Origin of the sequence: Massilia sp. Se16.2.3 (assembly GCF_014171595.1) — a bacterium.
Taxonomy (GTDB): Bacteria; Pseudomonadota; Gammaproteobacteria; order Burkholderiales; family Burkholderiaceae_D; genus Telluria.
Window position 1 is genome coordinate 1,005,709 of record NZ_CP050451.1, and the last position, 21,271, is coordinate 1,026,979.

Consider the following 21,271-nt stretch of genomic DNA (forward strand, 5'->3'; position numbering starts at 1 on the left):
CCCGCACTTCTAGCGGGAGACCACGGTTTTGTGGCCGCGGCATGTGCGCCGCCGCGTCACCCGATATGGATGAATCGGCCACAAAGGCGGCATGATCACATGGATTGCCCGACAATGCCAGAAGCGGGGCTGTTCGCGTCAGCTATTGAAACCCTGCCGCAGCATCGCCAGCATGTCGCCGGGCGACAGGCGCGCGGCCAGGTCGCCGCCTTCGAGCAGGCTGTCGGCAAGGTCGCGCTTGTGGTGGTGCAGGTCGACGATGCCTTCCTCGATCGTATGGCGCGCCACCAGCCGGTAGATGGTAACTGGACGCTGCTGGCCCATGCGGTGGGCGCGGTCCGAGGCCTGGTCTTCCACGGCCGGGTTCCACCACGGGTCCATGTGGATCACGTAGTCGGCGGCGGTCAGGTTGATGCCGACGCCGCCCGCCTTCAGGCTGATGAGGAAAAGGTCTCCCTCTCCGGCCTGGAAAGCGTCGACGCGTTTTTTCCGTTCCTGCATCGAGGTCGAACCATCGAGGTACTGGTATTTGATGCCACGCGCGTCGAGGTGCTTGCGTATCAACGACAAGTGATCCACGAACTGGCTGAACACCAGCGCCTTGTGGCGGTTCTCGAGCAGATCGTCCGCCAGGCGCGCGAATGCGGCCAGCTTGCTGCTGCCGATGCCGAGACCCGGCGCAACCAGTTCCGGATTGCAGACGGCGCGGCGCAGCCGCATCATCTCGGCCAGGATGGCAATCGACTTCTGGCTTTGCGGTGCTTCCAGCGAGGCCAGCTTATCGAGCGCCTCGCGCCGCAGCGATTCGTACAGCGCTGTTTCTTCCGGCGTGAGTTCGACCGGCAGCACGATCTCGGTACGCGGCGGCAGCTCGGTGAGCACCTGGCTCTTGGTGCGGCGCAGGATGAAGGGCTGCGTCAGGCGGCGCAGGCGCGCACGGGCCGCGCTCTCGGCCCGCTTGTCCTGGGCTTTTTCGATCGGCCCGGCAAAGCGCAGCTGGAACTGGTCGGCCGTGCCGAGCAGGCCCGGGTTGATGAACCTGAACAGGTTCCACAACTCGCCCAGGTGGTTTTCCAGCGGCGTGCCGGTGGCCACCATGCGGAAGTCGCCCTGCAGCGCCATCACCGCAGCTGAACGGCGCGTGTGCGCATTCTTGAAGGCTTGCGCTTCGTCCATCACGATCGTGTGCCAGCGCTTTTTCGCAAACAGCGGCGCTTCCAGCTGCAGCAGGCCATAGCTGGCGACCACCACGTCGAAGGGACCGGCGTCCGCGATGGCGGCGGCACGCTCGCCGGGCCCGAACAGGGTGACGTTCAAGGTCGGCGCAAAGCGCGCGGCTTCCGCGATCCAGTTGGTGCACACCGAGGTCGGTGCCACCACCAGGGTAGGGCCGTCCGGAGCGCGCAGCAGGATCAGGGCCAGCGCCTGCAGCGTTTTACCGAGGCCCATGTCGTCGGCCAGGCAGGCGCCCACGCCCCAGTGGGCCAGGCGTGCCAGCCATGCGAAACCTTCGCGCTGGTAGTCGCGCAGTTCGGCCTGCAGCGTGGACGGCAGCTGCGGCTCGTAGTGGGCGTTGTCCGCCATCTTTTTCAGGTGCGCGCGCCAGCCCTTGTCGGCTTCGACGCCACCGGCTTCCAGCGCCAGCTCTTCCAGTACAAAACTGGCCAGCGGATGCACACGCAGCGCCTCGTCGTTCGCGTCCGTGTAGGCGGCGAGATCGGTCAGGCGCCGGTGCAGTTCGTTCGTCAGCGCCACGAACTGGTTGTCCCCCAGGGCGACGAAGCGGCCTTCGCTATGTCGAACCTTGTCGAGCAGCGAGCGCAGGTCGAGGATGCGGCCTTCGTCCAGCACGACTTCGCCGTCGGCCGCGAACCAGTCCTTGTCGCGCTTGATATTCAGGCGTACGGATTTCGACGTCACCTTCTTGCTGACGCGGAAAGGCTCGCCTTCCGGCCAGGCGATGACGACCGCGTTCGGGTCGAGCTCCTGCAATTCGCTCACCAGTTCCAGGCATTGCATCGGCTGACCGAGCAGCCACTCGTCGTGTTCCTGCTCGGCGAATTCGAGCGCGCGGCAGGCGGCGACCAGCTGGCGTTCGGCCTCGCGCTCGGCGTTGAGAATGCGTCTGGCCTCGGTGCGCACGCCATTGACGTCGGCAATGACACGTTCGGCACCGCTGCCGGGCGCGTAATACGCACCGGTGTCCGGTAGCGGCCGCACCAGGATGCGCAGGCGCAGGCCCCGGTTATAAGGCAGCAGGTGCAGGTGCAGGCGCGCGTCGGCATCGATGCGCTCGATGTCGGCGGCGCTGGCGCCGATGTCCGACTGCACCGTGACGATCGAGGAGATCGCGCCGATCGCCTGCAGCACGCGCACCTCGGCTTCCAGCGGCACCTGCAAGCCGTCGCCGACGATGGCGCCGATGCGGCGGTGCTCGTCGCGGATGCGCACCACGCGCAGGCGCGTCGGCGTCTCGCGCGTGACGACGACGTCGCCGACGCCCCGCGCACCGGCGGACGCAGCGAGATCGTCACCTGTCCCTGCGCGGCCTTCACCAGCAGTTCGGGTTCGCCCGGCAGCAGTTCGACGCGGGTACCGGGCGCGTCGAACCAGAACAGCAGCGGATGGCCGATCAGGGCCGCTAAAGCCTTGTCGAGGTCGATTTCGTAGCGCAGGCCGCTGCTGTAGTACTGGCGCGCCGCGCCGATGCTCGATACCACCAGCAGGTCCTGCGCGGTGAGGAAGTCGAGCGTGGCGGCTTCGTCGAGCAGGCGTTTCAGGCCTACCGGCCGGCCGCGGCTCCAGGCGCCTTGCGCATCGCGCTTCTGCTCGCGCGGCTCGATTTCCTGTACGCCCAGGTGCGGGTCGTAGCGGATCAGCCAGACCAGGCGCGATTCCTTCACCACTTCGACATTGGTCGCCGGCTGCAGGTTGATCAGCGCGTTCAGCTGGCGCTCCCAGGGCTGCTCGCGCTCGAACCAGAGCGTCATGTCGGTGTAGCGGCCTTGCTGGCGCAGCGAAATCGCGCGCTGTTCGTGCTTGACGCCGCCCAGCTGCCCCAGCAGGCTGGCGAATTGGGCGCTAAGGAAGTCGAAGCCGGCGCTTTCCGCCAGCGCCAGCGCTTCTTCCAGCTGGGCGCGGCGGCTGGACAGTTGCGGCATGCCCAGCCACCAGTGCAGCAGGGCGCGGAACAGCACCGGCTGCAGGGCCGTTTCCCAGTTGCGCGAGGGGAGCACCTCGGCATCGACCGTGCCGCCACGGATCTGGCGCAGCATCGACAGTTGCTGGTAGACGGCCGTGTCGTGGCTTTGCACGGCGCGCGTGGCGCTGTCGAGATAACTTTCCGCCGCCTTCTGGTACTTGCTTTCCGTGCGCCGCAGCAGGGCCGCCACGTACAAGTGGCCGCCGATGCCGCCGAACACGGCCTTTCGCTTGCCGGTCTCGCGCCGCAGCAGCTTTAATGCAGCATCGAAACCGGCCAGCGCGGCATCGACGTCGTCGCGGAGCAGCAGCAGCAGGCTGCGGTAGAACAGCGCGCTCGAATCGTCCAGGTCCACCAGCAGGCTTGCCGCCTCGTCGAGGCGCCCACACAGGATCAGGTGCTCGGCCAGTGCCGCGCGCAATGCCATCGACGGCGCGCTGCCCGCGGCATGGTCGAGGGCATGGGCGCGAATTGCCGGCGCGCTGGCAGGTTCGCGCTGGACATGGTCGACCAGGATAGCCAGCACGTCATCGCGCAGGGCCGGGTTGATGCGTTCGATGAGGCCCGGCTCGAAGGGACGCGCGCAGATGTCGACCAGCGGATGCAGGTAGGCCGCTTCATGGCAGCGCAGGCAGGCCGCCAGCAGCGGCGCCACCGTCTTCGGGCCGTCGCCGCCGACCAGGGCCATGCGCAAGAGCGCCACCCCTGGCGGTAGCTGCGCAGCACCGGGTTGCCTTGCCAGTCGCGCCGCAAGAGGGTGGTGCTGTCGTAGACCTCGCGCAGCTCATTGAAGCGGCCAGTGCGCAGCAGGTAATCGATGGCCGGCCAGGCCACGCCGGGTGCATTGACGCTGCCGCGCGCGGCCACCTCAGTCGCCAGGCCCAGCGTGCGCAGCTGCGCCAGGTCGCCGACCAGCGCGCCTTCGTTTTCGTAGGCACCGAGCGGCTCGAGGTGCTCGCGCAGGCGCGTGAATCCGAACGGCTCTCCCGCCAGCGCCAGCAAGCCGAGGATCAGTTTCTGGCGCGTGCTGGTGGCGGCGAAGGCCTCGTGCAGTGCGGCTTCGGTCATGCAGCCAGGTTCTCGATCTCCAGCGCAGGCAGGCCGGGTGGCAGGGCAATGCCGAACACGCGCAGGTAGAAGGCCAGTTCCGCTTCCAGGGTGCGCACGACGCTATCAAGCTTGCGAAAGCCGTGGCCTTCGCCTTCGAGCGTGATGTACGCCACCGGCACGCCGCGTGCGCGCAGGGCGTCGACCATCGTTTCCGACTGCTGCGGCGGCACCACCTTGTCGTCCAGGCCCTGGAAGAAGATCATCGGACGGTTGAGGGCATCGGTATGGTGGATCGGCGAACGCGCGCGGTAGATCGCATCGGCCTGGGCTTTCGGCGCAATCAGGTATTCGTTGTAGTGCGACTCGAATTTGTGGGAGTCGGCATCCAGCCCGGCCAGGTCCGACACACCGTAATAGCTGGCGCCGGCCTTGAAGACGTCGTGGAAGGTGAGGGCCGACAGGGTCGTGAGTCCGCCGGCGCTGCTGCCGCGGATCAGCAGGCGCTCGGGGTCGACCAGGCCTTGCTGCGCCAGGTGGCGCGCGCCGGCCACGCAGTCCTCCACGTCGATCACGCCCCACTGGCCCTTCAGCAGGTCACGGTAGGCGCGCCCGAAACCGGTGCTGCCGCCGTAGTTTACGTCGAGCACGGCGAAGCCGCGGCTGGTCCAGAACTGGGTGGCCAGCTTCAGGGTGCTGGTGGCCATGCCGGTGGGGCCGCCGTGGCCGATGACGATCAATGGCGGCAGTTCGCCGTCCACCGCCTGGAAATCGGCATTCGCCGGCGGATAATAGAAAGCATAGGCGCTGCGGCCCTTCGCGCTCGGGTAGCGGATGCTGTGCGGGACCGACAGGTAGCCCGGCTCCGGCAGCTCCGCGATCGAGCGCGCCAGCACGGTACGCGCACCGGTAATCGGGTCGATCAGGGCGATTTCGACGGGAAGCGTCGGCGAGCCGGCCAGCACTGCCACCGCGGTGGGAGACACGCGCAGTTCGCGGATTTCCTCGTAGGGGGTGTCGATGGGCGTGAGGCTGCAGTCACGCGTGGACAGGCGTGCCAGGCGGCTGACGCCGTCCTCGATATAGGTGCAGACGATCTCGTCTTCCGAGCGGAAGCCGTACATCGAATTGCCGAAGCTCCAGTGCGGCCCGCCGAATTCGGCCTCGCGCGAACACAGCGGGTGCACCACGCCCCCTTCGAAGCGGTACAGGTTCCACCAGCCGCTGCGGTCGGAAACGAAGTAGAGCAGGCCGTCGGGCGACCACTCGGGCTGGCAGATCGATTCTTCCAGGCCGCCCGCGATCAGGCGGCCGTTGACCAGGCTGCCGTCGTCGGCGAAATCGGCCACCCAGAGTTCGGTGCCCTGCCAGGGCATGCGCGGGTGGTCCCAGCACAGCCAGGCCAGCTGGCGGCCATCGGGAGACAGGCGCGGCGCCGCATAGAAATCGTTGCCCTCGACGAGGATGGTCTCGGCGCCATCGAAGCCGACCGCGCAAATCGTATTGACGGGATAAGCCTCGCCGGCCAGGTGGTCTTCGCGTACCGCCACCAGGCGGTGTCGAGCCCGGTCGGGCACGAAGTCGGCGTAGCGCACCTGCTCCTCGCGCGTGAGCATGACGGGTGTGCCGTCGCCCTCGACCGCATATAGATGGTTGTCGGCAAAGTGCGAGAACCAGACCGTGCCGCCATCGGCCGCATAGGCGCCGCCGCCGTACTCGTGCACGCGGCTGCGCACGTTGAAGGGCGCCGGCGTCGGTTCGCCAACGGCGCTGGTGGCGGCAGCAGCATTGATGCGCAGGCGCTGCAGCGTGGTGCGGCCCGCTTCGCTGGCGCGTCCTGCCAGCCATAACACGTGCTCCCCGTCGAGCGCGATCTGCGACAGCGGAATGGCACCGGCCGCGACGACGGCGGCGCTGATCGGGGAAGTCCAGGTGCCGCAGGGGGCGGCCTGCTTGCTTGTCGGCTCGGTCATGGCGCGGGATTCGAAAATAGGGAGAACCACATTATAAGAGCGCAGGGTAGGGAGGGCGACGCGCCACGTGGAGCGTGTGAAAGAATGGTCAGGACAAGGCGCATCGTCGAAGACAGTACAAAGGTACGGCGAGACCATGCAACGCCGTCATGGCCATTTTTTCACACGCTCGTGCGCTGCGTCCGCGGGGCTCCCGCCATGCGCGGAGAATGCGATAATAGCCGTCCTCCGACGCCACCCATTGTCAGCCATGCCACAATTTGCCCCGCTCAAGAACGATACTTTCCTGCGCGCGCTGCTGCGCCAGCCGACCGACTACACCCCGGTGTGGCTGATGCGGCAGGCCGGGCGCTACCTGCCGGAATACCGCGCCACGCGCGCGCGCGCCGGTTCGTTCCTGGGCCTGGCGAAGAACCCGGACTATGCGACCGAGGTGACCCTGCAGCCGCTCGACCGCTATCCGCTGGACGCGTCGATCCTGTTCTCGGACATCCTGACCGTGCCCGATGCAATGGGTCTCGGCTTGTATTTCGCCGACGGCGAAGGACCGAAGTTCGAGCGTCCGCTGCGCAGCGAAGCCGAGGTCATGGCGCTGCAGGTACCGGATATGGCGTCGCTCGACTATGTCTTCAAGGCCGTCACGCAGATCCGCACCGAGATCAACGGCCGCGTGCCCCTGATCGGCTTTTCCGGCAGCCCGTGGACGCTGGCCTGCTACATGGTCGAGGGGCAGGGCTCGCGCGAATTCCACACGATCAAGAAGATGCTGTACGCGCGTCCGGACCTGATGCACCGCATCCTCGACATCAATGCCACGGCGGTCACGCAGTACCTGAACGCGCAGATCGACGCCGGCGCCCAGGCTGTCATGATTTTCGACTCCTGGGGCGGTGCCCTGGCCGATGGCGCCTACCAGGAATTCTCGCTGCGCTACATGGAGAAAGTCGTCAGCGGGCTGCAGCGCGAGAAGGATGGCGTGCGCATTCCGGCGATCGTCTTCACCAAGGGCGGCGGCATCTGGCTGGACGAGATGGCGAACATCGGCGCCGACGCGCTGGGCCTGGACTGGACCGTCAACCTGGGCCATGCGCGTGCGCTGGTGGGCGACCGCGTCGCGCTGCAGGGCAATCTCGACCCGGCCATCCTGTTCGCTTCCCCCGAGCAGATTCGTGCGGAGGTGGAACGTTCGCTCACGGCCTACGGGACGCCTGCCGCCGGGGCCGGCCATGTCTTCAACCTGGGACACGGCATTTCACAATTTACGCCGCCCGAATCGGTCAGCGCCATGGTGGAAGCAGTGCACAACTTCAGCCGCGCGCAACGTACCACTCGCTAGCCGGGCCGGTTTGCGGGGGCGATGTCTTTATGACACCACACATCGCTTCGCAGCGCAGCAAAATCACACTTGTTCACAAGTTTTAAAAATGCAGGCTTTGAACCTGTGGACATGTCAGGCGCAACCTTGATTATTCTAAGTGGTTGAAATTGCTGGGTTTTATGCTTCAGTTCGCTGAAGAATGCGCTTCCGGAAGCAGATTTTTCGTAACAGAAATCATAGCTGTGCCAGCCTTGTTCACAAAGTTATCAACAGCATGCGCCACTCATCAATAAAAAGTGCTGCGTTTACGGGCACTTACGCTATGCAGTGCAGATACTTGTTTAATTGGACATGCGTTTCGCGCATTTACTAGAAGAAAAATCGAAGTTATACACAATCGTTGCGTCAGAGGAAGTAGGTTGCTGTGGACTACTTTAGTTCTTGTAAGTGTTTGAAATTAAAGCGCTAATTGCGACATGAGTTTCGCTGATGCCGCCAAGGTTTGACTTAACGTAAACTTCTCCACTGGTCAAGTACAGCGCTTTCCACAAAGTTTTCCACAGGCTCTTTAGCAAGGTCGACATTGGCGTACTGCATTTTACAAATCGCGATCGATACGCCGCTCAACAGCGTGTTCGATTACGGCTGGCCTTATGAAGGCGCAGCGCCGCAGGTCGGCCAGCTGGTCCTGGTCAGTTTCGGACGCCGCGAAATCGTCGGCCTGATCGTTGCCATCGCCACCGAAAGCACGGTCCCGCCCGACAAGCTGAAGAACGCGATCGCCGTGCGCGACCAGTTGTCTCCCTTGTCCAGCCGATGGATCGCCCTTGCCGCTTTCGCCGCCGATTACTACCAGCGTCCGCTCGGCGAAGTGGCGCTGCCGGGGCTGCCGAAAAACCTGCGCGTGCCGACAACCGTCGCGCTCGACCGCGCGCTGAAAAAGCTTGCCAAGAGCGCAAACGCGGGCGACCCGGCCCCTTGCGGCATGCCGGCCTTGAATCGCGAGCAGCAGACGGCGGCCGATGCCATCGGCGGTGCCCGGGGTTTCACGCCGATCCTGCTGTACGGCGTTACCGGCAGCGGCAAGACCGAGGTGTATCTGCAGGCCTGCGCCCAGGTGCTGGCGCGCGACCCGCAAGCGCAGATCCTGATCCTGGTCCCGGAGATCAACCTCACGCCTCAACTGGAAGGCAATATCCGCGCGCGCTTCCCGGGCCTGATGCTGGCGACCCTGCACAGCAGCCTGTCCGAAGGCGAACGCATGCTGCACTGGCTGGCGGCGCACCAGGGCCAGGCGCGCATCGTGCTCGGTACCCGGCTGGCGATCCTCGCGTCCCTGCCGCACCTGCAGCTGATCGTCATCGACGAGGAGCACGACCCGTCCTATAAACAGCAGGAGGGGCTGCGTTATTCGGCGCGCGACCTGGCCGTGTGGCGCGCGCGCCAGCTCGCCATTCCCATCGTGCTCGGTTCGGCCACGCCCTCGCTGGAAAGCTGGCACCATGCCCAGACGGGACGTTACGACCTTTTACCGCTGCGCGAACGCGCCGTGCGCGACGCCGTGCTGCCGAGCGTGCGCCTGATCGACATGGAGCGCGACAAGCCGAAGGAAGGCCTGACCGGCGGCCTGCTGGCGGCACTGAGGCAGCGCCTGGAGCGTGGCGAACAATCGCTGCTGTTCCTGAACCGGCGCGGCTATGCGCCGGTGATCACCTGCGAAGCCTGCGGCTGGATCAGCAACTGCACCCGCTGCACCTCGTTCATGGTGCTGCACAAGCCCGAACACCGGCTGCGCTGCCACCACTGCAGCCTGGAGCTGCGCATCCCGCGCCATTGCCCGACCTGCGGCAACGTCGACCTGCAGCCGCTCGGGCGCGGCACCCAGCGCTTCGAAGAAAACCTGACCGCGATGTTTCCCGACGCGCGCATCCTGCGCATCGATGCCGACTCCACCCGCAAGAAGGGCAGCGCCCAGGAAGCTTTCGATACCGTGCACCGCGGCGAGGTCGATATCCTGATCGGCACGCAGATGGTCGCCAAGGGGCACGACTTCAAGAAGCTGACCCTGGTCGGCATCCTCAATCCGGACACGGCCCTGTTCTCGCAGGACTACCGGGCCAGCGAACGCCTCTTCGCGCAGCTGATGCAGGTGGCGGGCCGCGCCGGCCGGGCCGGCCTGGCCTCCGAGGTCCTGATCCAGACCCGCTACGCGGCCCACCCGCTGTATTCGGCCGTGGTGCGCCACGACTACGAGCGCTTCGCCATGAACCTGCTGGAAGAGCGCCACCAGGCCGCGCTGCCGCCCTACATGTACCAGGCGCTGCTGCGTGCCGAGGCGCCGGAACTGGCCACCGCCATCGCTTTTCTTGAAGAGGCGCGCGGCATCCTGCCCGTCGATCCCGAATCGATCACGCTGAACGACCCGATCCCGATGACGATGACGCGCGTGCACAATGTCGACCGCGCCCAGTTGCTGGTGGAATCGAATTCGCGCCCGGCGCTGCAGGGCTACCTGAAGGAGTGGCTGCACCTGCTGCGGGCGATGAAGACGCGCGTGCGCTGGTCGCTCGAGGTTGATCCGCTGGACATCTGAGCGCGCCCGCCCAGTCTCGGGCCACCGCTGTGAAACTGGCAAAATAGGCGTATCGTCATGGCGGCACAGCAAACGGAGTACAAGATGAAAAAACTACAGGTCGACGTGGCCGTCATCGGCACCGGCACCGCCGGCATGTCCGCCTACCGCGCCGCGCACGCGCAAGGCGCGCGCACCGTCGTCATCGAGGGCGGCCCGTACGGCACCACCTGCGCCCGCGTCGGCTGCATGCCGAGCAAACTCCTGATCGCGGCGGCAGACGCCGCCCATACCCTCGACGTGGCGCCGGGCTTCGGCGTGCATCCGGGCGAAAAACGCATCGACGGTCGCGCCGTGATGGAGCGGGTGCGGCGCGAACGCGACCGTTTTGTGGGCTTCGTGCTCGAGAGCGTCGAGAGTTTTCCGGAAAGCGACCGCATTCGCGGCCACGCCCGCTTTACAAGCCCGCATACGCTCCAGGTGGACGAGCACACCGAGATCGAGGCGGCCAGCTTCGTGATTGCCACCGGTTCGACGCCGGTCGTGCTGCCGCAGTTGCAGGACGTCGGCCCCGGCATCGTCACCAGCGACGACGTCTTTTATTGGGACGATCTGCCGCGTTCGGTGGCGGTGATCGGCACCGGCGTGATCGGCCTGGAACTGGGCCAGGCACTGACCCGCCTTGGCGTGCGCGTGCGCATCTTCGCGCGCGGCGGCAGCGTCGCCCACCTGAGCGATCCGGAAGTACTGCACGCGGCCACCCGCACTTTGACCCAGGAACTCGATCTGCAATTCCAGACCGAAGTCGTGCGCGCCGAGCAGCAGGGAGAACAGGTGCTGCTCACCACGCGCGACGCGCTTGGCAAGGAAACAAGTGAATCCTTCCAGTACGTACTGCTGGCAACCGGACGCAGCCCGAACGTCAAGGACCTGGGACTGGAAGAGACGGGACTGGCGCTGCAGGCAAATGGCGTGCCGGAATTCGACAGCCGCACCATGCAGTGCGGGAGCAGCCACATCTTCATTGCTGGCGACGCCAACAACGAACTGCCCCTGCTGGCCGAAGCGGCCGACCACGGCAAGATCGCCGGAGAAAACGCCGGCCGCTATCCGGACGTGCGCCCCGGCCTGCGCCGCACCCCGCTGGCGATCGCCTTTACGGAACCGAACATCGCCACGCTCGGCAGGAGCTATAAAACGCTGTGCGAGGGCGGGCGGCCGAAGTTCGCCATCGGCCAGGTCTCGTTCGAGAACCAGGGCCGCAGCCGCGTCATGTTGCAAAACAAGGGGATGCTGCGCGTGTACGCCGAATACGGCAGCTGCCGTTTCCTCGGTGCCGAGATGATCGGCCCGCGCGGCGAGCACCTCGCCCACCTGCTGGCCTGGGCCGTGCAGGCGAACCTGACGGTCCCGCAGCTGCTCGACATGCCGTTTTATCATCCGGTGATCGAGGAAGGCGTGCGCACCGCGCTGCGCGACCTGGCCGCCAACCTGGCCAAGGGCGCGAACCACACCGACCCGGCCGATTCCGAGCCGGGAACCTGAAAACGAACTTGTAGGGTGGGCGCCCCGGGTCCACGCGGTATCGCCGCTCGCGCAGAGGTATGGCGGGACAACGCGACCTTGAATGTGCTGCAAGAAAGCAGCCAATGAAACGCGTATTCCGGGTCCGCGTGGGCTCGGGGCGCCCACCCTTCCACAGCACGGTTCCGCTTCCGTCCACGCGTTCGACGCACCTCAGCGCACCTCAGCGCACCCGAGCCGTTCAGTTCAGATAACTCGCATCGAGCTTTCCGGCCGCCGCCATCTGGCGCAGGATGCGCACCGTGTCGAGGTCCGCTTCCTGGTAGGCTGATTTCTTGAATTCGTCGTACATCTTGTTGGCGGCGTCGACATGTTCGCCGGTGCCGTCGTCGTAGCTGAAGCGCACGTAGAGGCGGCCTTCGGCGGGGCACTCGATCGTCATGGTGAGGAGGGATGCCTGGATCTCGCCCTGGGCCGGCACCTCGTAGCGCACTTCCTGCAGCGGCGTGAGCAGGACCGTGTCGAGCACCACCAAATCGCCGTAGCGCAGGCGGCGCTGGAAACTGCCCGACTCGCGCTCGCCGATTTCGCATTCGTCAAGGTGCGGCACGAACAGCTTCGGCGATTCCGCGCGGATGACCAGGCCGCGCCACAGTTGCTCGCGGGTGATGGTGTCCATCAGCGGGTTGAGTGGGTCGTTAATTTCAATCAGGTGTTCAAATTTCATTGTTCGTGCTCGTGTTCGTGGGCGCGTGGCCGAAGGGGCGATGGTAACCGATCGAATCGGTGGGGGAAGTCTAGTTCGATAGCAGGATCGCGTTCTGCCGTCGTTGCAGGAAGGCGATCCCGACCAGTATGGCGAAGGAAATCGCCAGCAATACCAATGCATATGCGTGCGCAGCGCCATAATTCAACTTCTGCGCTTCATCGTAGAGCGCAATCGAGGCCACCCGCGTCTGGCCCGGGATATTCCCACCCAACATCAGCACGACGCCGAATTCGCCCATCGTGTGCGCAAAGCTGAGCGAGACGCCGGTGAGAATGCCGTGCTTCGACAGCGGCAGCACGATGGACCAGAAGGCCTGCCGGCGCGTCAGGCCCAGCGCCAGCGCCGACTGCACCATCTCGCGCCCGACGCCGCGAAACGCCGCCTGGAAGGGTTGCACCGCGAAGGGCAGGCTGTAGAGCACGGAGCCCGCCACCAGGCCGGCAAACGAAAACGGCAACGGATGGCCGAAGGCCTTCAGCCAGGCCGCACCGACGGGTTGCGTCGGCGCCATCAAGGTCAGCAAATAAAAGCCGATGACGGTGGGCGGCAGCACGATGGGCAGGCTGACCAGGGTTTCAATGAAGATGATCCCGCGCATCCGGCTGTTGTTGAGCCAATTGGCCAGCGGAATGCCAATCACCAGCAGCACAATGGAGGTAACGGCCGCCAGGCGCAGCGTCAGGCCAATCGCGTCCCACAGCTCGGGCGGGAACTGCCAGTCGGTCATTCGCGCGTGCCCGTCGACAAGGCGAAACCGTTGCGCGCCAGGATGGCACGTGCCGCGGGGGACCCGAGAAAGCGCACGAAGCCGAGCGCATGCGGATTGCCGGCGCCGGCCCGGGTGACGATGGCGCCTTGCTCGAGCGGGGCCAGGCCGTCTTGCGGCATCAGCGCAAAGCGGCCGACGCCCTTCAGTTTGGTGGCGTGCAGGGTGGCGTACGAGACGATGCCCACCTGCGCATTCCCCGTCTGGACGAACTGGGCCGTTTGCGCGATGTTTTCGCCAATCACGAGTTTCGGCTGCACCTTGTCCCAGAGGCCATCGAGCTCCAGTAAGGCCTTGGCGGCGCGGCCATACGGTGCCGTGGCAGGGTTGGCAATCGCAACGCGTTTTACACGGGCATCCGCCACCAGGGCGGCCAGGCCGCGGTGCGGGTCGACTTGCGGGTCGAGCGACCACAGTGCCAGGCGGCCGATCGCATAGGGGGTCAGCGTGGCGCCATCGGCGGCGCCGAGCTTGGCCAGTTCGCGCGGATAGTCCATGTCGGCCGAGAGCAAGACGTCGAACGGGGCACCGTTGCGAATTTGTGCAAAAAAGTTGCCAGACGCACCAAGCGATACCTTCGGCTCGACGTCGGGCGCGGTTTTGCGGTACGCGGCGACGAGTTCATCGATACAATAGCCGAGATCGCTGGCGGCAGCGACCAGTAGCGGGCGCGCCAGCGCCGGCAGGGTCAGCATGCTTGCAAGCAACAGAATAAGCACTTTTTTCATGCCGAACATTGTAGCGCGCAGCCCTGGCGGCTTCGCTACAATGCTCGGCTGCCTTCAAGAATATTTCCCATGTCCAATGCACCAAAGTTCGGCCTGAACGGGCCGCAAAGCGAAGCCGTGCTCTACCTCGACGGCCCCTGCCTGGTGCTGGCCGGTGCCGGCTCGGGCAAGACGCGGGTGATCACGCAAAAGATCGCGTACATGATCGAGCACTGCGGCTACGATCCGCGCACCATCGCCGCGCTGACGTTTACGAACAAAGCCGCGCTCGAGATGCAGGAGCGCATCGCCAAGCTGCTCAAGCAGCCCAAGCAGGCCAAGCAGTTGACGGTGTCCACCTTCCACTCGCTGGGCGTGAAAATCCTGCGCCAAGAAGCGGCTGGCGTCGGCCTGAAGGACAAGTTCTCCATCATGGACAGCGACGATTGCTACACCATCGTCTCCGACCTCGCGCTCACGACCGACAAGCAGGAAGTGCGCCGCATCCAGAATGCGATTTCGCTGTGGAAGAACGGCCTGGTGGATCCGGACGACGCGATCAAGCAGGCCAAGGACGAGGACGAAGCCCAGGCCGGGCGCGTCTACCGCAGCTATGTCGCCACCCTGCAGGCCTACCAGGCGGTCGACTTCGACGACTTGATCCGCCTGCCGGTGGAACTGTTCCGCAACAATGACCCGATCCGCGACCGCTGGCAGAGACGTTTGCGCTACCTGTTGATGGACGAGTACCAGGACACGAATACCTGCCAATATGAACTGGTGAAACTGCTGGTGACGGGCATCGGCAAGAAGCCGATGTTCACGGCCGTCGGCGACGACGACCAGGCCATCTACGCCTGGCGCGGCGCCTCTGTCGAAAACCTGAAAACGCTGCAGACCGATTTCCCCGACCTGCGCGTGATCAAACTCGAGCAGAATTATCGGTCGACCACGCGCATCCTGCAGGCGGCCAACGCCGTCATCGGCAACAACCCGAAGCTGTTCGAGAAGTCGCTCTGGTCCGAGCATGGCCTGGGCGAGCCGATCAAGGTACTCGGCATGCAGAACGACGACCAGGAAGCCGAGCAGGTTGCGATCATGATCTCGGCGGACCATTTCCAGCGCAAGAACAAGTGGTCGGACTACGCGATTCTTTATCGCGGCAACCACCAGGCACGCGTGATGGAGCAGGCCTTGCGCAAGGAGCGCATTCCCTACACCATGTCCGGCGGCCAGAGCTTTTTCGACAAGGCCGAAATCAAGGACATCATTGCCTACCTGCGCCTGATTGCGAACCAGGACGACGATCCTGCCTTCATCCGCGCCGTCACCACGCCCAAGCGCGGCGTCGGCATGGCGACCCTGGAAGTGCTGGGCGAAGTGTCGAAGCAGTGGAACTGTTCGCTGTTCGCCGCCGCCAGCAAGGGTGGCCTGGAAGCGCGATTGCAGGACCGACAATTGCACCCGCTGCGCGACTTCTGCCGCTTCATCGACGACCTGGAAAGCCGTGCCACGCGTCCCGGCCCGTCCGGCAGCGGCGACCATGCCGCCGAAGTGCTCGACGACATGATGAAAGAAATCAATTACGAGCACTACCTGTACGAGGGCTTCGATGACCGCGCGGCGCAAGCCAAGTGGCAGAACGTGATGGAGTTCACCAACTGGCTGAAGGAGCGCGGCCGCGGCGGGCGCGAGCGCGACGGCGAAGAGAAAAACCTGCTGGAACTGACGCAGATGGTGGCATTGATGTCGATGCTCGAGGGCCAGGACGAGGAGCAGGATGCGGTGCGCATGTCGACCCTGCACGCCTCGAAAGGGCTGGAATATCCGCACGTGTTCCTGGTGGGCGTGGAAGAGGGCATCCTGCCGCACAAGGGCGACCCGGACGATGCGGTCGAAAAGATCGCCGCGCGCATCCAGGAAGAGCGGCGCCTGATGTACGTCGGCATTACGCGCGCCCAGCGCACGCTGCAGATCACCTGGTGCAAGAAGCGGAAGCGCGCCGGCGAACTGGTGCACTGCGACCCTTCCCGCTTCATCAAGGAGATGGCCCTCGACGAGGGCATCGCCGCGCCCCAGGAATCGGAAATCATCAGCCCGAAGGACCGCCTGGCGAGTTTGAAGGCGCTGCTCAACACGCCGAAGCCGGACGCCACCAAGCTGATGTCATAATGCGGCCCACCTATTTGCCAGACATCTCAACAGGAAGCGCCGTGGAACACGAAGACCGTTTTGTCGATATCGAAATCAAGCTGGCGCACATGGAAGACCTGGTCGACACCTTGAACACCACCGTCTACCAGCAGGCGCGCCGCATCGACCAGCTCGAGGGCATCGTGCAGCAGCTGGCCGAGCATGTGCGCACCTTGCGCGAAGCGGGGCAGCAGATGCCGGTGAACGAAAGGCCGCCGCATTATTGATGGGGTTGTAGGGTGGGTGCGGCCGGCGAGGCACTCGTGCCCACGCTGTCGTACCGTCGTGCGCCGCATGGATAACCCAGGATCGGTGCGTCCGCGTTCAATGTTTCAATCGTTCCGATCCGCACGCGCTGTACCGCGTGGGCTCAAGAGCCCACCCTACCTAACCACCTGGCACCGTAGGGTGGAGTCCTGACTCCACGCGGTCGTACCGTAACGGGCCGCACCGTTAATTGACATCGGCACGTCTCCATCTCGATGCTTTTTATATGCATCGATACGCACGCCCCGTACCGCGTGGAGTCAGGAGCCTAGGCGGCCCCCTCCGCCCTACGTGTAGCGGCTAGCGAGCTTCCTAGCCGCTTGCCCAGGCACAGCAACGTGAGGGTGGGCGGCAAGCCCCAGGGCTCCGGAATCACGGACGCGTCGCACACGTACAGCCCGGGCGTGGACGTCTGCAAATCGGCGTCGACGCCTTCCCCGATGCGCACGCTGCCGCCCGGGTGTGCCGCGAAATGCCAGGATTTGAAGATGTGATGCGCGCCCGCTTCGCGCAGGATCGCCTTCGCCATGCCGACGCCATGGGCCAGCTTCTTGCGGTCGCTGTCCGCCAGGGTCTTGTCCGCCCAGCGCGGCCCGACGCCACCGCCGATCTCGTCGCGGATCTTGACCATCATCGACAGCGTCCGCTTGTGCGCGAACAGGCGGTCAACGCGGCCGACCTGCGCCGCGAAGGCCGCGTACATCGGTTGCGGCAAGGTCAGGTCGGCCAGCGCGATGCCTTCCTCATGCAGGGACAGGCCGGCCGCCATCGGCACTTCGGCACCGCCGTCGATGTCGTCGACGCTGCCCATCACCGCCACCACCGGGTCGCTGAAAAAGGGAGAGCAGCGCGGCCCCAGGCCGGAGGCATGCAGCAGGCGCGGGCTGCCCAGGCCACCTGCCGCAAGCACGACGACCGGCGCCCGCACCGCATGGACCTTCCCCTGCACCTCCACCTCGACGCCGGCCGCGCGGCCATTCTCCACCAGCACGCGCAGTACCCGCGCACGGTCGGCCAGATGCGCGCCATCGCGGCAGGCTTCAATGATGAAGTCGCGCGCCGTCCACTTGGCGCCGTACGGGCAGCCGTACAGCACAGCGCCAGCAGCCGGCGCGGCAGGACGCGGGCCGGATCATCTTGTCGAGCTTGCGCCACGCCAGGCCGAGCGCGCGGGCCGCCGCCATCATGCGCGCCGCCATCGGGCCGACCAGCTCGTCGGGCAGGGGCGCCAGCGGCAGGTCGGCGCGCAGTGCCGCCAGCGCCGGTTCCAGGTCGATGCCATGGCGGGCGAACAGCGCCTGCGGCGGTGGCGCGGCGGTGGCGAAGTTGATCGCCGAGCTGCCGCCCAGCGTGATGCCGGCCACCAGCAGCGAGGCATCGCGGTGCAGGTAGGCGCCCTTGCCGGGTACGGCGGACCATGGCCGCCATCTGCGTCACCGTGCCCGTCAAGGGGGCTCGGCGCCGCCACGCTCGAGCACCAGCACGCGCAGGCCGCCCCGTGCCAGTTCGCGCGCGGTGCTGGCGCCGCCCGGGCCGCTGCCGACGACGATGGCGTCACACGAGAGGGGGAGGGCGGCGGGCATGGCTGGTCACTTCTTCGAAGGCAGGACCGAACGCAGGCCGTGCGTCACCACGAGCGGGAACACGCTGGCATGGTCCTCGTCGGCAAACACCTTCATCTGCATGCGCAGGCCGGGATAGCGGTGCGATTTCAAGGTGCCGTGCAGGTCCTGCAGGTCGGCCACCATGTCGGCCTCTTCCTCGGCGCGCGAGCGCTTCTTGCCGGGCGCAAGCCGTTCGAGGCCGCCGATGCCGAAGAAGACGCTGGCCGGCAGGTCGCGGTGCCGCTCCGAATAGACGTTTTCGCGGTCGAACATCACGCCGCCGTCGTACCACAGCGAGGGGCTGCCGAGAATGTAGTGTTCGAAGGTGCGCGGCTCGGTGAGCAGGATCTGCAGGCCGAGCAGGCTGCCGTAGGAATGCCCGACGAAGAATTTGCGGCCCATGTCGGCGCGGTAGTGTTTCGCCACCAGCGGCAGGACCTGGTCCTTGAGGAAGCGCGCATAGGCGGCCGCTTCGCCCAGCGCGACTGGCCGGCCGGGCATGTCGGAGCGGTAGTCGTGCTTGCGCGGCACCGACGGCGTGTAGTCGCGGCGGCGGCTGTACACGCCGGTATCGCCCTGGGCATACGACAGGCCCACCACGATGGTCTCTTCCATGCCCGCGTGTTTGGTCAGGCGCTGGGCGATGCCGCGCACGATGGGAAACGCATAATTGGCGTCGGTGACGAAGACGACCGGATAGCGGCGCGTGGTATCGCGGTAGGAATCGGGCAACGCAACAAACACCTGGTAGTCGCGCTTGAGCGCCGGCGCGCGCACGTCGCGCACTTCCGTGTTCTCCGGGACGTAGGGGCCGGGGCGCGGCCGGGGCTGGCGGTGCGGATGCCGCGGCCGCCGCGCTACCAGCCCAGGACAAGACGATGGCAAAGCAAAGCGTTTTCAATGGTGACTCCGTGGTGGCGGCAAACCATGCCCGGAGCGTGGAACGGGGCTGGCGCACTGCGCCCGATTATAGCTTCGGGCTTCCTGTCCCTTCGTTCCGGAGGGTAGCCGTGCGTGCGGCCAGGCTGGTATGCGTGGCGCATCGGCGCAGATGACAGCATTGGCAGGAATTGACCGTTTTATGTCATTTCGCCACGCCTGCCGGCCCGGATAATCCCGATACGTCAACCCGAGGATCATCCCATGCGCCATCTGCTGTTCGTCCTGTTGCTATGTTGTCAGTTCGCCGCCGCCGCGGTCATTGCCCCCTACGAGGCGCGCCCGGGGCGCGAGCAACCCGTGGTCGCCGTCGTCGGTTTCAATGGCGGCACCGAGCTGACCGATTTCGTCGTCCCGTATGGCGTGCTGGCGTGGGCCGGGGTGGCGCAGGTGCTGGCCGTCGCCACCGGACCCGGCCCCCTCATGATGCGGCCGGCCTTGCGGCTCCAGCCCGACCTGACGACCGCGCAGTTCGACACCCGCTTTGCCGACGGTGCCGACTACGTGATCGTGCCCGCGGTGGTCAAGCCTGCGGACACGGTGCTGGTGGCCTGGATCGCGGCGCAGGCGGCCAAAGGCGCCACGGTGGTCAGCATTTGCGACGGCGCGCTGGTCGTGGCCAACGCCGGCCTGTTCAAGGGGCGCCATGCCACGGCCCACTGGGCGACCGCCTCCTACCGCAGGCAGCACTATCCGGATACGCACTGGGACGAGAATGTGCGCTATGTCGCCGACGGCAAACTCGTGTCCAGCGCCGGCATCAGCGCCGCGCTGCCAACGGCGCTGGCGCTGGTCGAAGCGATCGCCGGGCATGAACGCGCGGCCGGGTTGGCGCGCGAAATCGGCGCCGGCGACTGGAGTCCGGCGCACGACAGCGGCGTGTTCCGCCCGCGCTTCGGCGTCAATCTGAGCGCCTACCTGACCGGTTATGCCAACGGCTGGTTCCATACGCCCGAGCGGGTCGGCATCCGGGTGGCGGACGGCGTCGACGAAATCACGCTCGCCTTTACCGCCGATGCCCTGGGCGCGCTCGAAGCGTAGTCGGGTGCTGGCGGTGGCGAGCGCAAATGCGCCGCTGCGCTCACGTCATGGCTTGACGATCCTGCCCGACCTGGAGGCGGGGGCGGCGGACGCGCCGGAGATGCTGGACGCGAGCGCGTTGGCAGTTTCTCCAGGCCAGGCCCCGGCACGCGCCCTCGATGCGCTGGCCGGGCGCTATGGCCGGCAGACGGCGCGGCTGGTCGCGCTAGAATTCGAGTATCCACAATATCGCTAATGCGCCGCTGATGCGCCGGGCCTGCCTCATGTCATCGAAACCCACCCTGCGTGTCGTCCTGCTGGCCACGACGACATGAACCTGCTCGACCTCTGCGGCCCCCTGCAGGCGCTGGCCACCGCCAGCCGCCGCCATGCGGGAAGTGGCAAGCCGCTCTACGAGACGGTCGTCGCCTCCGCCGCCGGTGGCCTGATCACGACCAGCGCCGGCCTGCCACTGATGACGGCTGCCATAGCGGACCTGGATCACCTGGCCATCGACACCCTGATCGCGCCAGGAGGCTGCAAGGGCCGGGACTTCTATGCGCCGCCGGCGCTGGTCGACTGGATTGCCCGCCGTGCACCCGACGTGCGGCGCATCTGCTCGGTCTGCACCGGCGCCTTCCTGCTGGCCGCGGCCGGGCAGTTGCAGGGCCGGCGCGCCGCCACCCACTGGGAATGGGCCGAGCGCCTGCGCCGGCGCCATCCGCAGGTCGAGGTCGACGCCGACCGGATTTTCGTGCGCGATGGCGCAGTATGGACCTCCGCCGGCGTCAGCGCCGGCATCGACCTGACGCTGGCGCTGATCGAGGAGGACTACGGGCACCAGGTCGCCATCGAAACGGCGCGCCAGCTCGTCATGTTCGTCAAGCGCAGCGGCGGCCAGTCGCAGTTCAGCGTGCCGCTGGCGGCGCAGGCGCGCGAAGGCGGACGCTTCGACGCGCTGCACGCCTGGGTGGCCGCCAACCTGCGCGAACAGCTGACCGTGGAGCGCCTGGCCGAGCAGGCGGGCATGGGGGCGCGGACCTTTGCGCGCAGCTATGCCAGCCAGCTGGGACGCACCCCGGCCAAGATGGTGGAAGCGATGCGCCTGGAAGCGGCCTGCCGCGCACTCGAGAACACCGCGCTGCCGCTGAAAACGGTGGCTGCCAGTAGCGGCTACGGCAGCGAGCAGAACCTGCGGCGCGTGTTCCAGCGCCAGCTCGGCGTCAGCCCGGGGCAGTACCGCAGCCGCTTTTCCGGCCATGCCGGCACTGCCTAGCATCCGCCGCCCGCCCGCTGCGACAGACAGCAGGAGCCCCCGAGCAGGCGCGCCGGAGCTGTCTATACACTTTTGTATGCAGATTGTTTCATGG

General features: G+C 66.1%; 18 protein-coding genes. 8 read left to right on the top strand and 10 right to left on the bottom strand.

All coding sequences use genetic code 11. From position 1 onward, the window contains the following. Positions 1–138 precede the first annotated feature (138 nt). The 3 genes from G4G31_RS25195 to G4G31_RS04780 all read right to left on the bottom strand — a co-directional run bounded on the left by G4G31_RS25195 (position 139) and on the right by G4G31_RS04780 (position 6,222). Positions 139–2,451, bottom strand: coding sequence for a DEAD/DEAH box helicase (locus G4G31_RS25195; RefSeq protein ID WP_229425356.1), 2,313 nt, complete (start codon positions 2,449–2,451; stop codon positions 139–141). A gap of 1,144 nt (positions 2,452–3,595) precedes the next feature. Continuing rightward, positions 3,596–4,270, bottom strand: a complete 675-nt coding sequence (locus G4G31_RS25200) for a hypothetical protein (RefSeq protein WP_229425357.1) — start codon at positions 4,268–4,270, stop codon at positions 3,596–3,598. Then, positions 4,267–6,222 carry a S9 family peptidase gene (locus G4G31_RS04780; protein ID WP_182990520.1) on the bottom strand — a complete coding sequence of 652 codons (1,956 nt, stop codon included), beginning with the start codon at positions 6,220–6,222 and terminating at the stop codon, positions 4,267–4,269. Before G4G31_RS04780 ends, G4G31_RS25200 begins: the two co-directional genes overlap by 4 nt. Positions 6,223–6,472: 250 nt before the next feature. Here G4G31_RS04780 and hemE point away from each other — a divergent pair, with 250 nt between their 5' ends. The 3 genes from hemE (at position 6,473) to G4G31_RS04795 (ending at position 11,657) form a co-directional block, all read left to right on the top strand. Continuing rightward, positions 6,473–7,558, top strand: a complete 1,086-nt coding sequence (gene hemE, locus G4G31_RS04785) for a uroporphyrinogen decarboxylase (protein WP_182990521.1) — start codon at positions 6,473–6,475, stop codon at positions 7,556–7,558. A gap of 565 nt (positions 7,559–8,123) precedes the next feature. Further along, on the top strand, positions 8,124–10,133 hold the full coding sequence (locus tag G4G31_RS04790; protein ID WP_182990522.1) for a primosomal protein N': 2,010 nt from the start codon (positions 8,124–8,126) through the stop codon (positions 10,131–10,133). A gap of 84 nt (positions 10,134–10,217) precedes the next feature. After that, complete coding sequence (locus G4G31_RS04795) at positions 10,218–11,657, top strand: dihydrolipoyl dehydrogenase (protein ID WP_182990523.1); 1,440 nt, start codon at positions 10,218–10,220, stop codon at positions 11,655–11,657. A gap of 220 nt (positions 11,658–11,877) precedes the next feature. On the opposite strand, the gene G4G31_RS04800 is transcribed toward G4G31_RS04795, so the two are convergent. The 3 genes from G4G31_RS04800 to modA all read right to left on the bottom strand — a co-directional run bounded on the left by G4G31_RS04800 (position 11,878) and on the right by modA (position 13,899). Beyond that, on the bottom strand, positions 11,878–12,363 hold the full coding sequence (locus tag G4G31_RS04800) for an SRPBCC family protein (RefSeq protein ID WP_182990524.1): 486 nt from the start codon (positions 12,361–12,363) through the stop codon (positions 11,878–11,880). A 70-nt stretch (positions 12,364–12,433) separates the two neighbouring features. Continuing rightward, the gene (gene modB / locus G4G31_RS04805) at positions 12,434–13,132 is read right to left on the bottom strand and encodes a molybdate ABC transporter permease subunit (RefSeq protein WP_182990525.1); all 699 of its coding nucleotides are present in this window, start codon (positions 13,130–13,132) and stop codon (positions 12,434–12,436) included. After that, positions 13,129–13,899, bottom strand: a complete 771-nt coding sequence (gene modA, locus G4G31_RS04810; RefSeq protein WP_182990526.1) for a molybdate ABC transporter substrate-binding protein — start codon at positions 13,897–13,899, stop codon at positions 13,129–13,131. Before modA ends, modB begins: the two co-directional genes overlap by 4 nt. A gap of 69 nt (positions 13,900–13,968) precedes the next feature. Between modA and G4G31_RS04815 the strand changes: the two genes are divergently transcribed. Both G4G31_RS04815 and G4G31_RS04820 read left to right on the top strand, forming a co-directional pair. Continuing rightward, entirely contained in the window at positions 13,969–16,050 is a 2,082-nt protein-coding gene (locus G4G31_RS04815; protein WP_182990527.1) for a UvrD-helicase domain-containing protein, read from the top strand. Positions 16,051–16,091: 41 nt separating this feature from the next. Continuing rightward, the gene (locus G4G31_RS04820; RefSeq protein ID WP_182990528.1) at positions 16,092–16,298 is read left to right on the top strand and encodes a SlyX family protein; all 207 of its coding nucleotides are present in this window, start codon (positions 16,092–16,094) and stop codon (positions 16,296–16,298) included. Positions 16,299–16,606: 308 nt separating this feature from the next. Here the strand turns inward: G4G31_RS04820 and G4G31_RS25205 are convergent, their stop codons facing one another. From G4G31_RS25205 to G4G31_RS04830, 4 genes are all read right to left on the bottom strand, one after another. Beyond that, positions 16,607–17,434 carry a GMC family oxidoreductase N-terminal domain-containing protein gene (locus G4G31_RS25205; RefSeq protein ID WP_229425358.1) on the bottom strand — a complete coding sequence of 276 codons (828 nt, stop codon included), beginning with the start codon at positions 17,432–17,434 and terminating at the stop codon, positions 16,607–16,609. After that, a complete protein-coding gene (locus G4G31_RS25210; protein WP_229425359.1) occupies positions 17,379–17,702 on the bottom strand; it encodes a hypothetical protein in 324 nt (107 codons plus the stop codon). Before G4G31_RS25210 ends, G4G31_RS25205 begins: the two co-directional genes overlap by 56 nt. An 81-nt stretch (positions 17,703–17,783) precedes the next feature. Next, complete coding sequence (locus G4G31_RS25215; RefSeq protein WP_229425360.1) at positions 17,784–17,921, bottom strand: FAD-dependent oxidoreductase; 138 nt, start codon at positions 17,919–17,921, stop codon at positions 17,784–17,786. Positions 17,922–17,927: 6 nt separating this feature from the next. After that, a complete protein-coding gene (locus G4G31_RS04830) occupies positions 17,928–18,728 on the bottom strand; it encodes an alpha/beta hydrolase (RefSeq protein ID WP_182990529.1) in 801 nt (266 codons plus the stop codon). Positions 18,729–19,085: 357 nt separating this feature from the next. Here G4G31_RS04830 and G4G31_RS04835 point away from each other — a divergent pair, with 357 nt between their 5' ends. The 3 genes from G4G31_RS04835 (at position 19,086) to G4G31_RS04840 (ending at position 21,177) form a co-directional block, all read left to right on the top strand. Beyond that, on the top strand, positions 19,086–19,922 hold the full coding sequence (locus G4G31_RS04835) for a DJ-1/PfpI family protein (RefSeq protein ID WP_229425361.1): 837 nt from the start codon (positions 19,086–19,088) through the stop codon (positions 19,920–19,922). A gap of 13 nt (positions 19,923–19,935) precedes the next feature. After that, the gene (locus G4G31_RS25220) at positions 19,936–20,157 is read left to right on the top strand and encodes a hypothetical protein (protein WP_229425362.1); all 222 of its coding nucleotides are present in this window, start codon (positions 19,936–19,938) and stop codon (positions 20,155–20,157) included. 75 nt (positions 20,158–20,232) lie between these two features. Next, a complete protein-coding gene (locus G4G31_RS04840) occupies positions 20,233–21,177 on the top strand; it encodes a GlxA family transcriptional regulator (protein ID WP_182990530.1) in 945 nt (314 codons plus the stop codon). Positions 21,178–21,271 lie beyond the last annotated feature (94 nt).